Genomic DNA, 15,796 nt, shown 5'->3' with positions numbered 1-15,796 from the left:
AAGGGGCCGACCTACTTGCGGCCCAGTTCGTGGGTCAATGCCTCCAACTCGTCACCACCGGCCATCTCCTGGGTGAGCCGGTCCAGGGTGATGTCGTCGTAGGAGCAGTCGAGCTTCTGCCTGCCACGGTTGAGCAACACGAAGTGATCGCCCACCATGTGCGCGTGATGCGGGTTGTGCGTGATGAACACCACGCCGAAGCCCGCCTCCTTGGCCGCGGTGATGTACTTCAGCACCACCCCGGACTGCTTGACGCCCAGTGCCGCGGTGGGCTCGTCGAGGATCAGCACCCGGGCCCCGAAGAACACCGCACGCGCGATGGCGACGCATTGCCGTTGCCCACCCGACAGCGACCCGATTGGCGCGTCGACGTCGGGCAGTTCGATGCCCATCTTCGACAACTCCGTCAGCGTGGTCGCCCGCATCGCGTTGGCGTCCAACGAGAACGGGAACGACTTCTTGCGGATCTCCTGGCCGAGGAAGAAATTGCGCCACACCGGCATCAGCGGGACGACGGCCAAGTTCTGGTACACCGTGGCGATGCCCTTGGACAACGCGTCGGCGGGTGAGCCGAACTTGATCGACTCGCCGTCGACCAGCAGGTCGCCCTCGGTCTGCTGATGCAGACCAGAAATGATCTTGATCAGGGTGGACTTGCCCGCGCCGTTGTCGCCCAGGATCCCCGTCACCTCGCCGGCGTGCACCCGCAGGCAGATGCCCTTCAGGGCGGTGATGTTGCCGTAGGCCTTGCCCACGTCCTTCAGTTCGACCAGCGGGACCTTCCCACCGGAAGGGGCGTCGTGACTTGGCTTTTCAACTGTGGTGGTCATCGAATCACTTCTTCGCTGCGTAGTTGCGGAAGGCGTTGTTGGCGATCACCGCGAACAGCAGCATCGCGCCGAGGAAGAACTTGAACCAGTCCGGGTCCCAACCGGCGTAGACGATGCCCTGGTTGGTCATGCCGAAGATGAAGGCACCGATGGCCGCGCCGATCGCGGTGCCGTAGCCGCCCGTGAGGAGGCAGCCGCCGATCACCGCGGCGATGATGTAGAAGAACTCGTTGCCGATGCCCTGACCGGACTGCACGGTGTTGAACGCGAACAGCAGATGCATGCCCACGAACCAGGCGCAGAACCCGACGAACATGAAGAGTCCGATCTTGACCTTGGTGACCGGAACACCTACGGCCCGAGCGCTGTCCGCGTCTCCGCCGACGGCGAAGATCCAGTTGCCGACCTTGGTCTTGAACAGCACCCAGGTCGCCACCGCGGTGAAGGCGAGCCACCACACCACCGTGACGCGGATGCTGACGCCGAACACGTCGAACGACGACGCGAAGACCTTCTGCGCGGAGTCGAACCCGGCCATGTCACCAACGCTCTGCGTGGCCACCTGCCCGGAGACCAACTTGGTCACCGCGAGGTTGATGCCGGCCAACATGAAGAACGAGCTGAGCGTGATGAGGAAGCTGGGAATCTTGGTCTTCATCACCAGGAAGCCGTTGAGGAAGCCGACGGCCAGCGCGAGCACCAGCGCGAGCACCGCTCCCACCCAGAGGTTGAGGTGCAGGTTGTAGGCCAGCATCGACGCGGCCAGCGAGCTGAACGTCACGGCCACGCCGGCGGAGAGGTCGAACTCCCCGCCGATCATGAGGACCGCCACGCCGCACGCCATGATGCCGATGGTCGAACTGGCGTACAGCACGGTGGCGAGGGAGTTGGCCTCGCGGAACGGGGGTGCGACGACGAGGAAGAAGACGAAGATGCCGATGGCACCGATGCCCGCCCCCATCTCGGGGCGAATCAACAGCCTCTGCAGGCGATTTCGCTCCTTGACACGTTCGTCGCGCACCACCTCGTGGCCGCCCACGTTGAGGTCTGTTTGCGTAGTCATGTTTCCTCCCGCTCCTAGCGAGTTCCGGCCTTGGCCAGGTCGGCGACGGCGTCGATGTTGCCCTGGTCGATGAACGACGGTCCGGTCAGCGTCGCCTGACCGCCGCCGATCAGGTTCTTGTTGTTCTTGTAGAGCCACAGCGCGTCGATGGCGAGGTAGCCCTGCAGGTACGGCTGCTGGTCGACGGCCCACTGGACCTTTCCGCCCTTGATGGCGTCGACCAGGGCCGCGTTGGTGTCGAAGGTGACGATCTTCGCCTGGCTGCCCGCGTTGCCCAAGGACTGAACCGCAGTCAGAGCAATCGGCGCACCGAGCGCCACGACGTGGTCGACGGTGGGATCCTGCTGCAGCTTGGCCGTGATGGTCGCCTCGACGGACGGCATGTCCTTGCTGTTGACGTTGAGGATCTCACTTTCCCCCTTGAAGCCTTCCTTGACTCCGGCGCAACGGGATTCGAGGGCCACCTGACCCTGCTCCTGGATGACGCAGACGATCTTCTTCGCGCCGTCGGCGTTGAGCTTCTCGCCGGCGGCGATGCCGGCCAGCTTCTCGTCCTGGCCGAAGTACTCCTGCACGCCCATCGACTTGAAGTTGTCGAAGCCGGAGTTGAACGCCACGACCGGAATGCCCTTGGCCTCGGCCGCCTTCACCGCGGGGGCCATCGCGTCGGGCTTGGCGAGCGTGACGGCGATGCCGTCCACGCCGCTGTCGATGGCGCTCTGAACCAGGTTGGCCTGGTTGGGCGCCTCCGGGTCGTTGGAGTACCGGAGTTCGATGTTGTCCTTCTTCGCGGCGGCTTCGGCGCCCTTGCGAATGAGATCCCAGAACGAGTCGCCGGGCACTTCGTGGGTGATCATCGCGACCGTCATCCGCGGGGTGTCGACGCTGCCCCCGCCTCCAGAGCCTTCACCGGACCCGGCGGGCTTGCCGCCCGTGCTCGAACACGACACGAGCCCCAGGGCGATTACCCCTGCACCGGCGGCGGCTGCAAGCCGAACAAACTTCATCGTCTCTCCTGTCTGCGGGTGCCGTGGGACACGGCCTTGAGACGATGTAATACGGGTCACACGTGAAAGTCAATACTTTGTTCGGACATTAGGACTGCAGGTCATATCCGAATGGGCGCGACGAAGTTAGCCAGCCGGATCGAGGGCTGGCCGTCGAACGACCGGCTAACGGTCGACGAGCGTGGTCTCGAAGTAGTACCGCGAGGCGCGGTAGCAGTGGTCGCCGTATTCGACCGCTTTGCCGGAGTCGTCGAAGGCGGTCCGGCTCATCGACAGAAGTGGGACACCGGCCTTTTCGCTCAACAACCTGGCCTCGGTGCGCGTCGCGGGCCGAGCGCCGATGCGCTGCCTGGCCAACCGGATGTGCACACCCCGGGCGCGCAACGCCTGATACAGCCCACTGCGTTCGAGTTCGTCGGCCTCGGGCGCCAATTCGACCGGAAGATAGTTGACCATGACCGCGAGCGGCTCACCGTTGGCGCGGCGCAGCCGCTGGATCGTGACGATCTCGTGGCCGCTGGCGAGGTTCAGCTGGGTCGCCACCTCGTCGTCGGCCTGGCCGACCTGGTAGTCCAACAGTTCGGTGGTGGGTTCCTGCCCGGCCCTGGCGAGGTCGTCGAACAGGCTCGTCAGCTCGACGCGACGGTGCACGGGACTCTGCACCACCTGGGTGCCGACCCCCCGCTTGCGCACCAGCAGACCCTTGTCGACGATCTCCTGAATGGCCCGACGCGTCGTCGGCCGCGACAGCGTGAGGCGCTTGGCCAGGTCGAGCTCGTTCTCGAACCGGTCCCCCGGAGCCAGGTGGCCGTCGCGAATGGCCGCCTCGATCGCCTGCGCCAGTTGGTAGTACAGCGGAACAGGGCTCGAGCGGTCGAGCTCTACGTCGAGTGGCACGTCGACTCCGATCTCAAGTGACCAGGCAAGACTGGGCCTCAGGGTAACACCGACATGACCGCAAGTCTGAATGTCAGGACAAACTCTTGACAGACACGAGTGACGGGGGGCACAGTCGTGGAGAGCCTCAACCCAAACCGACCCGGGAGCTGACTTGTCCACCTCAGAGCCGTTCGACGTGCTGGCCATCGGTCGCAGTGGCGTCGACATCTACCCACTGCAGATCGGCGTAGGCCTCGAGGAGGTCGAGTCGTTCGGCAAGTTCCTCGGCGGGAGTGCCGCCAACGTGACGGTCGCCGCCGCCCGGCTCGGCAACCGCGCGGCGTTGATCTCCGGCGTGGGCGACGACCCGTTCGGTCGCTTCGTCCGCAACGAACTGGCCCGGCTCGGGGTCGACAACCGCTATGTCGCGACCCACGACGCGTTTCCGACCCCGGTCACCTTCTGCGAGATCTTCCCGCCGGACGACTTCCCGTTGTACTTCTATCGCAAGCCCAGCGCACCGGACCTACAAGTCACCCCCGGCGAGATCGACGCCGAGGCCGTCCGATCCGCGCGGCTGTACTGGTCGACGGTGACGGGGCTGTCCGAGGAGCCGAGCCGCAGCGCGCACTTCGCCGCCTGGGAACATCGCGGCCGGGCGCCGCTGACGGTGCTGGACCTCGACTACCGACCCATGTTCTGGGATAACGCCGCCGCCGCAACCGAGCAGGTTCAGCGCGCCCTGCAGCAGGTCACCGTCGCCGTCGGCAACCGCGAGGAGTGCGAGATCGCCGTCGGCGAGACCAACCCGCACAAGGCGGCCGACGCCCTCCTCGACCTCGGCGTCGAGCTGGCGATCGTCAAGCAGGGCCCGCGCGGCGTACTCGGCAAGACCAGGCACTCCTCGGTGACCGTGCCGCCCAACGAGGTCGACGTCGTCAACGGCCTCGGCGCCGGAGACAGCTTCGGCGGCAGCCTGATTCACGGTCTGCTGCACGGCTGGTCGCTGGAGAAGACGCTGCGCTACGCGAACGCCGCGGGGGCCATCGTGGCGTCGCGGCTCGAGTGCTCGACCGCCATGCCCACCGCCGCAGAAGTCGCCGAATTGGCCGAACGGACCGCCGAGGAGGCCGTCAATGTCTAGCGCAACCTCCACCGCTCTGTGCCCCGACTACGCCGCCGTGACCGAGCTGCGCGCCGCCGACCCGGGTGCCGTCGCCCGCGCCTGGGACACCAGGACCACGCGCCCGACCATCCGGGGCGACGGCCGGCTGATGATCGTCGCCGCCGACCACCCCGCGCGTGGTGCGCTGGCCGTGGGCAACCGCCCCACCGCGATGAACAGCCGCACCGATCTGCTCGACCGACTGCGGGCCGCACTCGCCGAGCCGGGCGTCGACGGCGTCCTCGCGACGTCGGACATCCTCGACGACCTCCTGCTCCTCGGGGCGCTCGAGGACAAGGTGGTGTTCTCGTCGTTCAACCGTGGCGGTCTGGCCGGCGCGGCGTTCGAATTCGACGACCGGATGACCGGTGCCACCGCCGAGTCGACGGCAGCCGCGAAGATGAACGGCGGAAAGATGTTGTGCCGCATCGCCCTCGACGATCCCGGCACCGTCGCGACCATGACGGCGTGCGCCAAGGCCGTCGACGAGCTCGCCGCGCGTGGCCTCATCGCCATGCTCGAGCCGTTCATGTCCAGCCGCGTGAACGGCAAGGTCCACAACGACCTGAGCCCCGACGCCGTCATCAAGTCGGTGCACATCGGTCAGGGCCTCGGGTCGACGTCGGCCTACACGTGGATGAAGCTGCCCGTGGTCCCCGAGATGGACCGCGTCATGGAGTCCACCACGATGCCGACGCTGCTTCTCGGTGGCGACCCCGCCGACCCGGACGAGGCGTTCGCCTCCTGGGAGAAGGCCCTCGGCCTGCCGTCGGTGCGCGGCCTCATCGTCGGACGCACGCTGCTGTACCCCGCCGACGACGACGTGAGTTCCGCCGTGGCGACGGCCGTTTCGATGGTGCGTTGACATGCACAGCGAGCTTTACATCCCGGCCCGCAGCGCCGAACTGCCCTTCACGGTCGACGTCACCCCGGCGTCGGCGGGGTGGACCGAATCCTCCCTGCAGGTCCTCGAACTGGACGACAGCCAGACCGCCGAGCTCCACACCGGCGACACCGAGGTGATGATCCTGCCGCTGGCCGGTGGCGGGACGGTCGAATGTGACGGCACCACCTTCGAATTGTCCCCGCGTGCATCGGTGTTCGACGGCCCGTCGGACATGGTGTACCTCGGCGTCGACCAGACCTACGTGATCTCCGGCGAGGGCCGGTTCGCCATCTGCGGCGCCCGCGCCAGGACGGCGTTTCCCAACCGCCGCGTGGCCGCCGCCGACGTGTCGGTCGAGTTACGGGGCGCGGGCAACTGCAGCCGCCAGGTCCACAACTTCGGCACGGCAGGCGTGTTCGAGGCCGACTCGCTGATCGCCTGCGAGGTCATCACCCCCGGCGGCAACTGGTCGAGCTACCCCGCCCACAAACACGACCAGAACACGCCGACCGAGTCCGAGCTCGAGGAGATCTACTACTTCGAGATCGCCCCTGGCCCAGACGGTTCCAGAGGATTTGGCTACCACCGGGTGTACGGCACGCCGGACCGGCCGATCGAGGTGCTCGAAGAAGTCCGCACCGGCGACGTCGTGTTGGTGCCGCACGGCTATCACGGCCCGTCGGTTGCCGCCCCCGGCTACCACATGTACTACCTGAACGTGATGGCCGGACCGGGCGCCGAGCGCGCCTGGAAGATCGTCGACGACCCCGAGCACGCGTGGCTCCGGGGCACGTGGGACGACCAACCGATAGACCCCCGCCTCCCCCTGCACCAGACAGGAGCATGATCATGGTCTCCACCGCACCCAAGCGGGCCGAGAAGATCGCCGACACCGAACCGACCGTGCGACTCACCGTCGCCCAAGCCACCATTCGGTTCCTCGGCAATCAGTACGTCGAGCACGACGGCACCCGCACCAAGTTCTTCGCGGGCGCCTTCGGCATCTTCGGGCACGGCAACGTCGCCGGCCTCGGTCAGGCCCTGCTGCAAGACGAGCTCACCGCGATCGAGACCGGCACCGAGCCGTCGCTGCGTTACGTGCTCGGCCGCAACGAGCAGGCCATGGTGCACAGCGCCGTCGCCTACGCGCGGCAGAAGGACCGGCTGCAGACGTGGGCCGTCACCGCCAGTGTCGGGCCCGGCTCGACGAACATGCTGACCGGCGCGGCGCTTGCCACCATCAACCGACTGCCCGTCCTGCTGCTGCCCGCCGACACCTTCGCCACCAGGGTGAGCTCCCCCGTTCTGCAGGAACTCGAGTTGCCCTCCTCTGGCGACGTCACCGTCAACGACGCGTTCAAGCCGCTGTCGCGCTACTTCGATCGGGTGTGGCGGCCCGAGCAGCTGCCCGCCGCCCTGCTCGGCGCGATGCGCGTGCTGACCGATCCCGTGGAGACGGGTGCGGCAACGATATCCATTCCCCAGGACGTGCAGGCCGAGGCGCATGACTGGCCGGAATCACTGTTCGCTCAACGCACCTGGCACGTCGCACGTCCGATGCCGGAGCGATCCGTCATCGCCCGGGCGGCCGAGGTCATCCGCGCGGCGAAGAAGCCACTCATCGTCGCCGGTGGCGGCGTCATCTACTCCGACGCCACCGATGCGCTCGCCGCGTTCTGCGAGAAGACCGGCATCCCCGTCGGGCAGAGCCAAGCCGGCAAGGGCTCGCTGCCGTATGACCATCCGCAGTCCGTCGGCGCCATCGGGTCCACCGGCACCACCGCCGCCAACGCACTGGCCACCGAGGCCGACGTCGTGATCGGAATCGGCACCCGCTACAGCGATTTCACCAGTGCCTCCCGCACGGCGTTCAACAACCCCGACGTCAAGTTCGTCAACGTCAACGTGGCATCCATCGACTCGGTCAAGCAGGGCGGCGTCAGCGTCGTCTCCGACGCCCGCGAGGCCCTCGAGGCCCTCGGCGTCGCCCTGGGCGACTATTCGGTGAGCGACGACTATCGAACTCGCACGGCGGATCTCGCTCAGGAGTGGGACGACACCGTCTCCGCGGTGTACAAGCTCGACGACGACGTGGCGCTCAACCAGAACCAGGTGATCGGTCTGGTCAACACCCTGTCCGATCCGCGCGACGTCGTGGTCTGCGCCGCCGGATCGATGCCGGGCGACCTGCACAAGCTGTGGCGCACCCGCGATCGCAAGGGTTACCACGTCGAATATGGCTACTCCTGCATGGGTTACGAGATCGCCGGCGGCATCGGGGCCAAGATGGCCGAGCCGGACCGCGACGTGTTCGTCATGGTCGGCGACGGCTCCTACCTGATGATGGCCACCGAACTGGTGACCGCCGTGCAGGAGAACGTGAAGGTCGTCGTCGTGCTGGTACAGAACCACGGCTTCGCCTCCATCGGCGGACTCTCCGAGGCGCTGGGCTCTCAGCGGTTCGGCACGGCCTACCGCTACCGCAGCGACGACGGCCGCCTCGACGGCGACCAATTGCCGGTGGACCTGGCCGCCAACGCCGCCAGCCTCGGCGCCGACGTGATCCGCGTGGTCACCGCGGCCGAGTTCACCGATGCGGTCAAGGTCGCCAAGGCCAGCGACCGCACGACGGTGATTCACGTCGAGACCGATCCGCTGATCTTCGCCCCGGACAGCGAATCCTGGTGGGACGTACCGGTGTCGGAGACGTCCACCCTCGAGTCGACCCAATCCGCCCATCGAACGTACGCCGACTGGAAGAAGATCCAGCGTCCGTTCGTCCGACCCAGCGAATGACACGGACCGCCATGAAGATCGCACTCGACCCCACCCCGTTCCACCACGACTACGAGTTGCTCGAATTCCCGCGCGTGGCGGCCGAATTGGGCTACGAATACCTGCAACTCACCCCGCACCGGGACTTCATCCCGTTCTTCAACCACCCGCGGGCCGACGACGACCTGGTGGCCAAGTTTCGCAAGGCCTGCGACCACGCGAACGTCGGCATCGCCTCGGTCCTGCCGGTGCTGCGCTGGTCGGGTCCGGACGAGGACGCCCGCGAAGCGGCCGTCCGCAACTGGAAGCGCGTCGTCCAAATCACCGTCGACCTGGGCGTCGACGTGATCAACACCGAGTTCTCCGGACGGCCGGAACGCGCCGAGGAATCCGAGCGGGCGTTCTTCCGGTCCATGGAGGAACTGATGCCGATGTTCGAGCGCGAAGGCATCGACGTCCGCATCGATCCGCACCCGGACGACTTCGTCGAAGACGGCTTCGAAGCGGTGCGCATCATCCGGGGCGTCAACTCCCCCAACCTCGGCATGGTCTACGTGGCGTGCCACACCTTCCACATGGGCGGCAACATGATCGAGATCATGCGCGCCGCAGGCGACAAGCTGCGCCTGGTGCACGTCGCCGACACCATGGACCACCATCGCAGCCACGGCCTGCGGTACATCACCAACCCGCCGGGCAACGCCGCCCGGGTACACCAGCACCTCAAGATCGGCGACGGTGACGTCGACTGGGACGAGTTCTTCTCCGGGCTCGCCGAGATCGGGTTCTACGACCGTCCCGACACCGTGATGGTGTCCTCGGTGTTCGCCGAGGACGAGAACGCGCACGAGGTGTCGCGCTACCAGCTTGCCACCATGACCGACTACGTCTCCAAGTACACGAAGTGAGAGCAGACATGACCACCACCATCGGCCACTGGGTGAACAACGACGCGTTCCCCGGCACCAGTTCCGACACCGCGCCCGTCACCAATCCCGCGACCGGAGAGGTCACCGGCGAGGTCGCCCTCGGCAGCGTCGACGACGCCCGTGCGGTGATCGACGCCGCCGCGGCGGCGTTCCCCGCCTGGCGCGACACCTCCCTGGCCAAGCGCACCCAAATCCTGTTCACCTTCCGCGAATTGCTCAACGCCCGCAAGGGCGAGCTGGCCGAGATCATCACCAGCGAGCACGGCAAGGTCGTATCCGACGCGCTCGGCGAGGTCAGCCGTGGCCAGGAGGTCGTCGAGTTCGCCTGCGGCATCCCGCATCTGCTCAAGGGCGGCTTCACCGAGAACGCCTCGACCAACGTCGACGTCTACTCGATCCGCCAGCCCCTTGGCCCGGTGGCGGTCATCTCCCCGTTCAACTTCCCGGCCATGGTGCCGATGTGGTTCTTCCCCATCGCCATTGCGACCGGTAACACCGTGGTGCTCAAGCCGTCCGAGAAGGACCCGACCGCGTCGCTGTGGCTGGCCGCACTGTGGAAGGAAGCCGGGCTGCCCGCCGGTGTCTTCAACGTGCTGCAGGGCGACAAGACCGTCGTCGACGAACTGCTGACCAACCCGAAGATCAAGTCCGTCAGCTTCGTCGGGTCCACCCCGATCGCGCAGTACGTCTACGCCACCGGCACCGCCGCGGGCAAGCGGGTCCAGGCCCTCGGCGGGGCGAAGAACCACGCCGTGATCCTGCCCGACGCCGACCTCGACCTGGCCGCCGACTCGATGGTCAACGCCGGCTTCGGCTCTGCCGGTGAGCGCTGCATGGCCATCTCGGCATGCGTGGCCGTCGGCCCCATCGCCGACGACCTGGTCGCCAAGATCGCCGAGCGCACCACGCCGCTGAAGATCGGCGACGGCACCAAGAACACCGACATGGGCCCACTGGTCACCAAGGCCCACCGCGACAAGGTCGCCTCCTACGTCGACGCCGGTGAGGCCGACGGCGCCAAGATCGTCGTCGACGGGCGCACCGTCACCGCCGACGGTGGCGCCGAGGGCTTCTGGTTGGGCCCCACCCTCATCGACCACGTCACCCCCGAGATGAGCGTGTACACCGACGAGATCTTCGGACCGGTGCTCTCGGTCATCCGCGTCGAGACCTACGACGAGGCACTCGAACTGGTCAACGCCAACCCCTACGGCAACGGCACCGCCATCTTCACCAACGACGGCGGCGCCGCCCGGCGGTTCCAGAACGAGGTCGAGGTCGGGATGATCGGCATCAACGTGCCCATCCCGGTACCCATGGCGTACTTCAGCTTTGGCGGCTGGAAGGCCTCGCTGTTCGGCGACAGCCACGCCCACGGCACCGAGGGTGTGCACTTCTTCACCCGCGGCAAGGCCGTCACCAGCCGCTGGCTGGACCCCAGCCACGGCGGCATCGAACTCGGCTTCCCCCAAAACGCCTGACCCACACGCCATCGAGAGTGCGGTGAGATCGCCGTGTCGTCCGACATCGCGATCTCACCGCACACTCGACACGCGGTTTGGAGGATGTAGTGACCACACCAGCCCTGGTGGCTACCGCATGGACCAGCGCAGGCAACACCTCGCCGATGCACCAACCCGCCGTCAGTCCGGTACCCGTCGCCGAACGGGTGAAGGCCGTTGCCGACGCCGGCTTCTGCGGCCTGGGATTGATCGTCGACGACCTCGTCGTCATCCGCGACGCCATGGGCTTCGACGCGCTCAAGGGCCTGATCACCGACGCGGGACTGACCCACGTCGAGATCGAACTGCTCGAACGCTGGTGGATTCCGCGCGGCGCCGCGGGGCACACCTACGACGTCCGCGACCTCCTGTTCGAGGCGGCCGACGTGCTGGGCCCCGCCATGATCAAGATCGGGTCGGAGAATGGGCCACCGGCGACCGACCCGCTCGCCCTTGCCGCACCCCTTCGTGAGCTCGCCGAGCAGGCGCAGGCCCACGGCACCCGTGTCGCCATCGAGACCATGCCCTTCTCGGCCATCGCCACGGTCCCGACGGGCGCCGAGATCGTCTCGGCGGCAGGACATTCCGCGGCGGGGTTGCTCGTCGACGCCTGGCACGTCTTCCGGGCCGGCACGTCGCTCGCCGAACTCCGCGCCACGCTGACGCCCGAGATGATCTTCGGCGTCGAACTCGACGACGCGGTGGCCGAGGTCGTGGGCACGCTGTTCGCCGACACAGTCGACAACCGCGTGCTGTGCGGCGACGGAGCCTTCGACCTCACCGGTCTGGTGGCGACCCTGCGCGAGCTGGGGTTCGACGGGCCGTGGGGCGTGGAGATCCTGTCGACGTCGTTTCGGGCGCTGCCGGTGGACCGCGCCCTGCGACTCGCGGCGGAGTCGGCGCTGACCGTCCTGCGATGAGGCGACAATGGTCACCATGCCATTCGCCGAACTGCACCTGCACCTCGAGGGCACCCTCGAACCGGAGACGATCCTGCGCCTCGCCGAGCGCAACCGGATCGACCTGCCCTACGCCGACGTCGACGAACTCTCGGCGCAGTACGACTTCGCCGACCTGCAGTCGTTCCTGAACCTGTACTACGCCAACATGGCCACGCTGCAGACCGCGGCGGACTTCGCCGAGATGACCGACGCGTACCTCGCCAGAGCCGCACGCGCCGGGGTCCGACACGCCGAGGTCTTCCTCGACCCCCAGGCCCACCTGAGCCGCGGGATCGCCCTCGAGGAGGTGATGGACGGCGTCTCGACTGCGCTGGCGTCGTCGCTGGCGACGCACGGCGTGAGCAGTGGCCTGATCATCGCGATGCTGCGCGACCACAGCGCCGAGTCCGCCATGGACGTCCTGGAAGCCGTTGTCGCACTGGGCAGTCCGATCGTCGGCATCGGACTGGACTCCGCCGAGGTGGGCCACCCACCGTCGAAGTTCGTCGAGGTGTTCGCCAAGGCGCGGGCCGAGGGTCTACACCTGGTGGCGCACGCCGGTGAGGAGGGGCCGCCCAGCTACATCTGGGAGGCCCTCGATCTGCTCGGTGTCGAGCGCGTCGACCACGGCATCCGCTGCCTCGAGGACGACGCCCTGGTCGAACGCCTGGTCACCGAGCGGACGCCGTTGACGGTGTGCCCACTGTCGAACGTGCGGCTGCGCGTCGTCGACGACATCGCCGACCATCCGCTGTCGGCCATGCTGCGGCGGGGTCTCAACGTCTCCGTCAACTCCGACGACCCGGCCTACTTCGGTGGCTATCTCGACGACAACGTGAGGGCGGTGCGCGACGCGCTCGGCCTCGACGAGGCGGCGCTGACCACGCTGGCCCGCAACTCCGTCACCGCGTCCTTCGCCGACGACGCCCGCAAGGCGGAGTTGCTCGCCGAGATCGCGGCGGGTTAGCAGGTGGTTCCGGCGGCGGGCAGCGCGAGGTCGACGAGGTATCGGGTGGCGGCCTCGTCCACGCACGAATCGCCTTCGAAGACCACCGTGTGTTGCGTGCCCTCGAAGGTCAGCAGCGCGCCGTGCAATTCCTTGGCCAGGTTCACCCCCGCCTGATACGGGGTGGCCGGATCGTGGGTCGTCGAGACCACGAGGACCGGCGGCAGGCCGGGCGCAGCCGCCGCGTGGGTCGTGCGCGTCGGCGGCACCGGCCAGAAGGCGCAGTCGTCGAGCGGCGCGTTGCCCGTGAACGGCCCATAGGTCATGAACGGCGCCACCTTTCGCATCTGCCGGTCTTCGTCGACGACCTTCGCGCGGTCGGTGACGGGCGGTTGGTCGACGCACGTGACGGCGATCTGGGCGTCGTTGCTGTTGGCGTAGTGGCCCTGCTCGTCGCGTTGGGAGTAGTCGTCGGCCAGCTCCAGCAGGGTGTCGCCGTGGCCCTGCGCGAGTTCGGTCAGGCCGTCCGTCAACTGCTTCCACGTGCTCGGTGAGTACAGCGCCATGGTGGTGCCCGTGATCGCGTCGCGGAAGCCCAACCCGCGCGGATCGTGGGTCGGCGCGGGCTTGGCCAGCAGGGGGTCGACCAGGTGGTGGTAGACGTCGACGGCCTTGGTGGGGTCGGTGCCGAGCGGGCACCGGGCGTTCTTGGCGCAGTCGGTGGCGTAGTCGTCGAAGGCCTTCTGGAAGCCGGCCGCCTGGCTGACGTCCGATTGAATCGGGTCGGCGTCGGGGTCGACGGCACCGTCGAGGATCATCGCCCGCACCTTGTCCGGATAGGCCTCGGCGTATGCCGAACCGATCAGGGTGCCGTAGGAGTAGCCGAGGTAGGTCAGCTTGTCGTCGCCCAGCGCGGCGCGCAACGCGTCGAGATCCTTGGCGACGCTGGCGGTTCCGACGTTGGCGAGGAACTCCTTGCCCATCCGGTCGACGCAGCGCTGCACGAACCGCTTCTCGGAGTCCTCGATGCGGGCGACGCCCGCGGGGCTGTAGTCGACCTGCGGGTCGGCGCGCTCGGCGTCGGCCTCGGCGTCGGAGTTGCAGCGCACCGCCGGCGTCGACGAGCCGATGCCGCGCGGGTCGAATCCGACCAGGTCGAACCGCTGCCGAATCTCCGCCGGCAAGCCCTCCACCATGCCCGCGGCCGCGTCGACCCCCGACTCGCCGGGACCGCCCGGATTGACCACCAACGATCCGATCTTCTCACCGGTGGCGGGAAAGCGGATCAACGCCAGGTCGGCGGTGCCGGCGTCGGGCTTCGCGTAATCGACCGGCACGGTGAGCTTTCCACACTCCGCGCCCTCCGGGGGTTGTGCGTCGCCCCCTCCGGACACGACGCGACACGGACCCCACTGCACGGTCTCGCCCGCCCGTTCCGCGCTGGCCTCAGGCTTGCCGGCGACGGTCCCGCCGCATCCGGCCGTCACCGCGCCGACCATGGTCACCACGGCCAGGACCAACAGTGACCGACCCGCGCCGCGACGGTGATTCCAGCTCATTGCCGTCATGCTGCCAGGGCCACCTGGGAGAACCTCGCGACCTTCGCACACCGGCGCGTCAACCGCGCCGCCTGCGGGTATGTCGCCACTGCCAGAGCCAGAACGTCGAGTGCGATGTGGGGACGACATGAATCAGCAGTGCGCAGGCAGCGGCCGGGAACTGCCGGGTGAGCCGCCCCCTGACACGGCGGTGGCCTGTCCGGAGTGCGGCCGCGAGGTGCGGATCGACGTGCAGGAAGCCGAGCATGGCCAGCGCGTCGTGATCGAGGACCACCAGGGAATGGTGGACGTCTCCGGTTGAGCCGGTTGACCGGACCTCCCCGGGCACGTCGGCAACCGGGATGACACCCTGACACCGTGCCGACTGAACCCACCACCGTCGTTCGATCCGCCACTCCGTCGGGCGCCGAACTGGCCACCCTGACCTTCGACCACGGCCCTCTGAACCTCTTCGACCAGGCCATGTTCGATTCGCTGGCAGCCAACGTCGCGGAGCTCTCAGCCGACCCGCCTCGCGCCGTGTTGCTGCGCGCCGAGGGCAAGGTGAACTCGGCGGGCGTGGACGTCCACGTCTTCCAGGGGCTGACCGAGCAGCAGGGCGCCGACCTGTGGCGCACGCTGTTCACCCAGATCATCGCGCCCGTCGAGGCGTTGCCATGCCCGGTCGTGTTTGCCGCACACGGCCTGACGCTCACCGCAGCGTTCGAGATCGCGCTGGCGTGCGACGTCATCCTGGCCGGGCCGCGCGCCAAGTTCGGACTCGTCGAGACCGTCGTCGGGCTGACACCGTCCATGGGCGGACCGCAGCGGCTGGCCGAGCGGGCCGGATCGGGCCGGGCGCGGGAGTTGGTCATGACCGGCGACGTGTACGACGCGGCCACGATGGCGGCATGGGGCGTGGTGAACGCGGTGCACGACGACGTCGAGTCGGCGGCTCGCGCGCTGACCGCCCGCTTGGCCGACGGACCGACGAAGGCACACGCGGCGACCAAGGAGATCATCGCGGCGTGGCGCTCGGGCGGTGTCGGTCACGCCGACGGCGTCACCCCGGAGGTGTCGGGTGCGCTGTTCGCGACCGAGGACCTGAAGGGCGCCGTCGCGAGCTTCCTCGAGCATGGACCGGGCAAGGCGACCTACCAGGGGCGCTAGCTGTAATGACCAGGCAGGTTGTGAACGGCGTGGCTTCCGAAAGTAGGTGAGGACCTCCGGTATCGGTGTGGTTACCACACGCACCCCAATACCGACGGCGTGGCTTCCGAAAGTAGGTGAGGACCTCCGGTATCGGTGTGGTTACCACACGCACCCCAATACCGA

General features: G+C 67.7%; 15 protein-coding genes. 10 read left to right on the top strand and 5 right to left on the bottom strand.

Going from position 1 to position 15,796, the window contains the following annotated elements; translation table 11 throughout:
• Nucleotides 1–11 precede the first annotated feature (11 nt).
• From H7J06_RS00440 to H7J06_RS00425, 4 genes are all read right to left on the bottom strand, one after another.
• On the bottom strand, nt 12–830 hold the full coding sequence (locus H7J06_RS00440) for an ATP-binding cassette domain-containing protein (RefSeq protein WP_264035977.1): 819 nt from the start codon (nt 828–830) through the stop codon (nt 12–14).
• A gap of 4 nt (nt 831–834) precedes the next feature.
• Nucleotides 835–1,893: an ABC transporter permease gene (locus tag H7J06_RS00435; protein WP_264035976.1), complete on the bottom strand. Its 1,059-nt coding sequence runs from the start codon at nt 1,891–1,893 to the stop codon at nt 835–837.
• 14 nt (nt 1,894–1,907) lie between these two features.
• Nucleotides 1,908–2,900, bottom strand: coding sequence for a substrate-binding domain-containing protein (locus tag H7J06_RS00430; protein WP_264035975.1), 993 nt, complete (start codon nt 2,898–2,900; stop codon nt 1,908–1,910).
• A 165-nt stretch (nt 2,901–3,065) separates the two neighbouring features.
• Entirely contained in the window at nt 3,066–3,797 is a 732-nt protein-coding gene (locus H7J06_RS00425; protein WP_264035973.1) for a GntR family transcriptional regulator, read from the bottom strand.
• A 154-nt stretch (nt 3,798–3,951) separates the two neighbouring features.
• On the opposite strand from H7J06_RS00425, the gene iolC reads away from it, so the two are divergent.
• From iolC to H7J06_RS00385, 8 genes are all read left to right on the top strand, one after another.
• A complete protein-coding gene (iolC, locus tag H7J06_RS00420; protein ID WP_264035971.1) occupies nt 3,952–4,923 on the top strand; it encodes a 5-dehydro-2-deoxygluconokinase in 972 nt (323 codons plus the stop codon).
• Nucleotides 4,916–5,809, top strand: coding sequence for a Cgl0159 family (beta/alpha)8-fold protein (locus H7J06_RS00415; RefSeq protein WP_264035969.1), 894 nt, complete (start codon nt 4,916–4,918; stop codon nt 5,807–5,809). The genes iolC and H7J06_RS00415 overlap by 8 nt, the downstream gene beginning before the upstream one ends.
• Nucleotide 5,810: 1 nt before the next feature.
• A complete protein-coding gene (gene iolB / locus H7J06_RS00410; RefSeq protein WP_264035967.1) occupies nt 5,811–6,677 on the top strand; it encodes a 5-deoxy-glucuronate isomerase in 867 nt (288 codons plus the stop codon).
• A gap of 2 nt (nt 6,678–6,679) precedes the next feature.
• Nucleotides 6,680–8,626, top strand: a complete 1,947-nt coding sequence (gene iolD / locus H7J06_RS00405; protein WP_264035965.1) for a 3D-(3,5/4)-trihydroxycyclohexane-1,2-dione acylhydrolase (decyclizing) — start codon at nt 6,680–6,682, stop codon at nt 8,624–8,626.
• Between the two features lie 11 nt (nt 8,627–8,637).
• Nucleotides 8,638–9,513, top strand: coding sequence for a sugar phosphate isomerase/epimerase family protein (locus H7J06_RS00400; RefSeq protein WP_264035963.1), 876 nt, complete (start codon nt 8,638–8,640; stop codon nt 9,511–9,513).
• Between the two features lie 8 nt (nt 9,514–9,521).
• Complete coding sequence (locus tag H7J06_RS00395) at nt 9,522–11,015, top strand: CoA-acylating methylmalonate-semialdehyde dehydrogenase (RefSeq protein ID WP_264035961.1); 1,494 nt, start codon at nt 9,522–9,524, stop codon at nt 11,013–11,015.
• A gap of 89 nt (nt 11,016–11,104) precedes the next feature.
• Nucleotides 11,105–11,956 (top strand): sugar phosphate isomerase/epimerase family protein, encoded by an 852-nt coding sequence (locus H7J06_RS00390; protein WP_264035958.1) that lies wholly within the window; start codon nt 11,105–11,107, stop codon nt 11,954–11,956.
• Between the two features lie 7 nt (nt 11,957–11,963).
• Nucleotides 11,964–12,944, top strand: a complete 981-nt coding sequence (locus H7J06_RS00385; RefSeq protein WP_264035956.1) for an adenosine deaminase — start codon at nt 11,964–11,966, stop codon at nt 12,942–12,944.
• Here H7J06_RS00385 and H7J06_RS00380 read toward each other — a convergent pair.
• Nucleotides 12,941–14,482, bottom strand: coding sequence for an alpha/beta hydrolase (locus H7J06_RS00380; protein ID WP_372515200.1), 1,542 nt, complete (start codon nt 14,480–14,482; stop codon nt 12,941–12,943). The genes H7J06_RS00385 and H7J06_RS00380 overlap by 4 nt on opposite strands.
• A gap of 127 nt (nt 14,483–14,609) precedes the next feature.
• Between H7J06_RS00380 and H7J06_RS00375 the strand changes: the two genes are divergently transcribed.
• Nucleotides 14,610–14,783, top strand: a complete 174-nt coding sequence (locus H7J06_RS00375) for a hypothetical protein (protein WP_264035954.1) — start codon at nt 14,610–14,612, stop codon at nt 14,781–14,783.
• 56 nt (nt 14,784–14,839) lie between these two features.
• Nucleotides 14,840–15,631 carry an enoyl-CoA hydratase/isomerase family protein gene (locus H7J06_RS00370; protein WP_264035952.1) on the top strand — a complete coding sequence of 264 codons (792 nt, stop codon included), beginning with the start codon at nt 14,840–14,842 and terminating at the stop codon, nt 15,629–15,631.
• Nucleotides 15,632–15,796: the final 165 nt, after the last annotated feature.

It is taken from the genome of Mycolicibacterium hodleri (assembly GCF_025822245.1).
GTDB classification, from domain to species: Bacteria; Actinomycetota; Actinomycetes; order Mycobacteriales; family Mycobacteriaceae; genus Mycobacterium; species Mycobacterium hodleri.
Note: the sequence above shows the minus strand (reverse complement) of the source record. Positions and strands in the feature narration are given on the sequence as shown.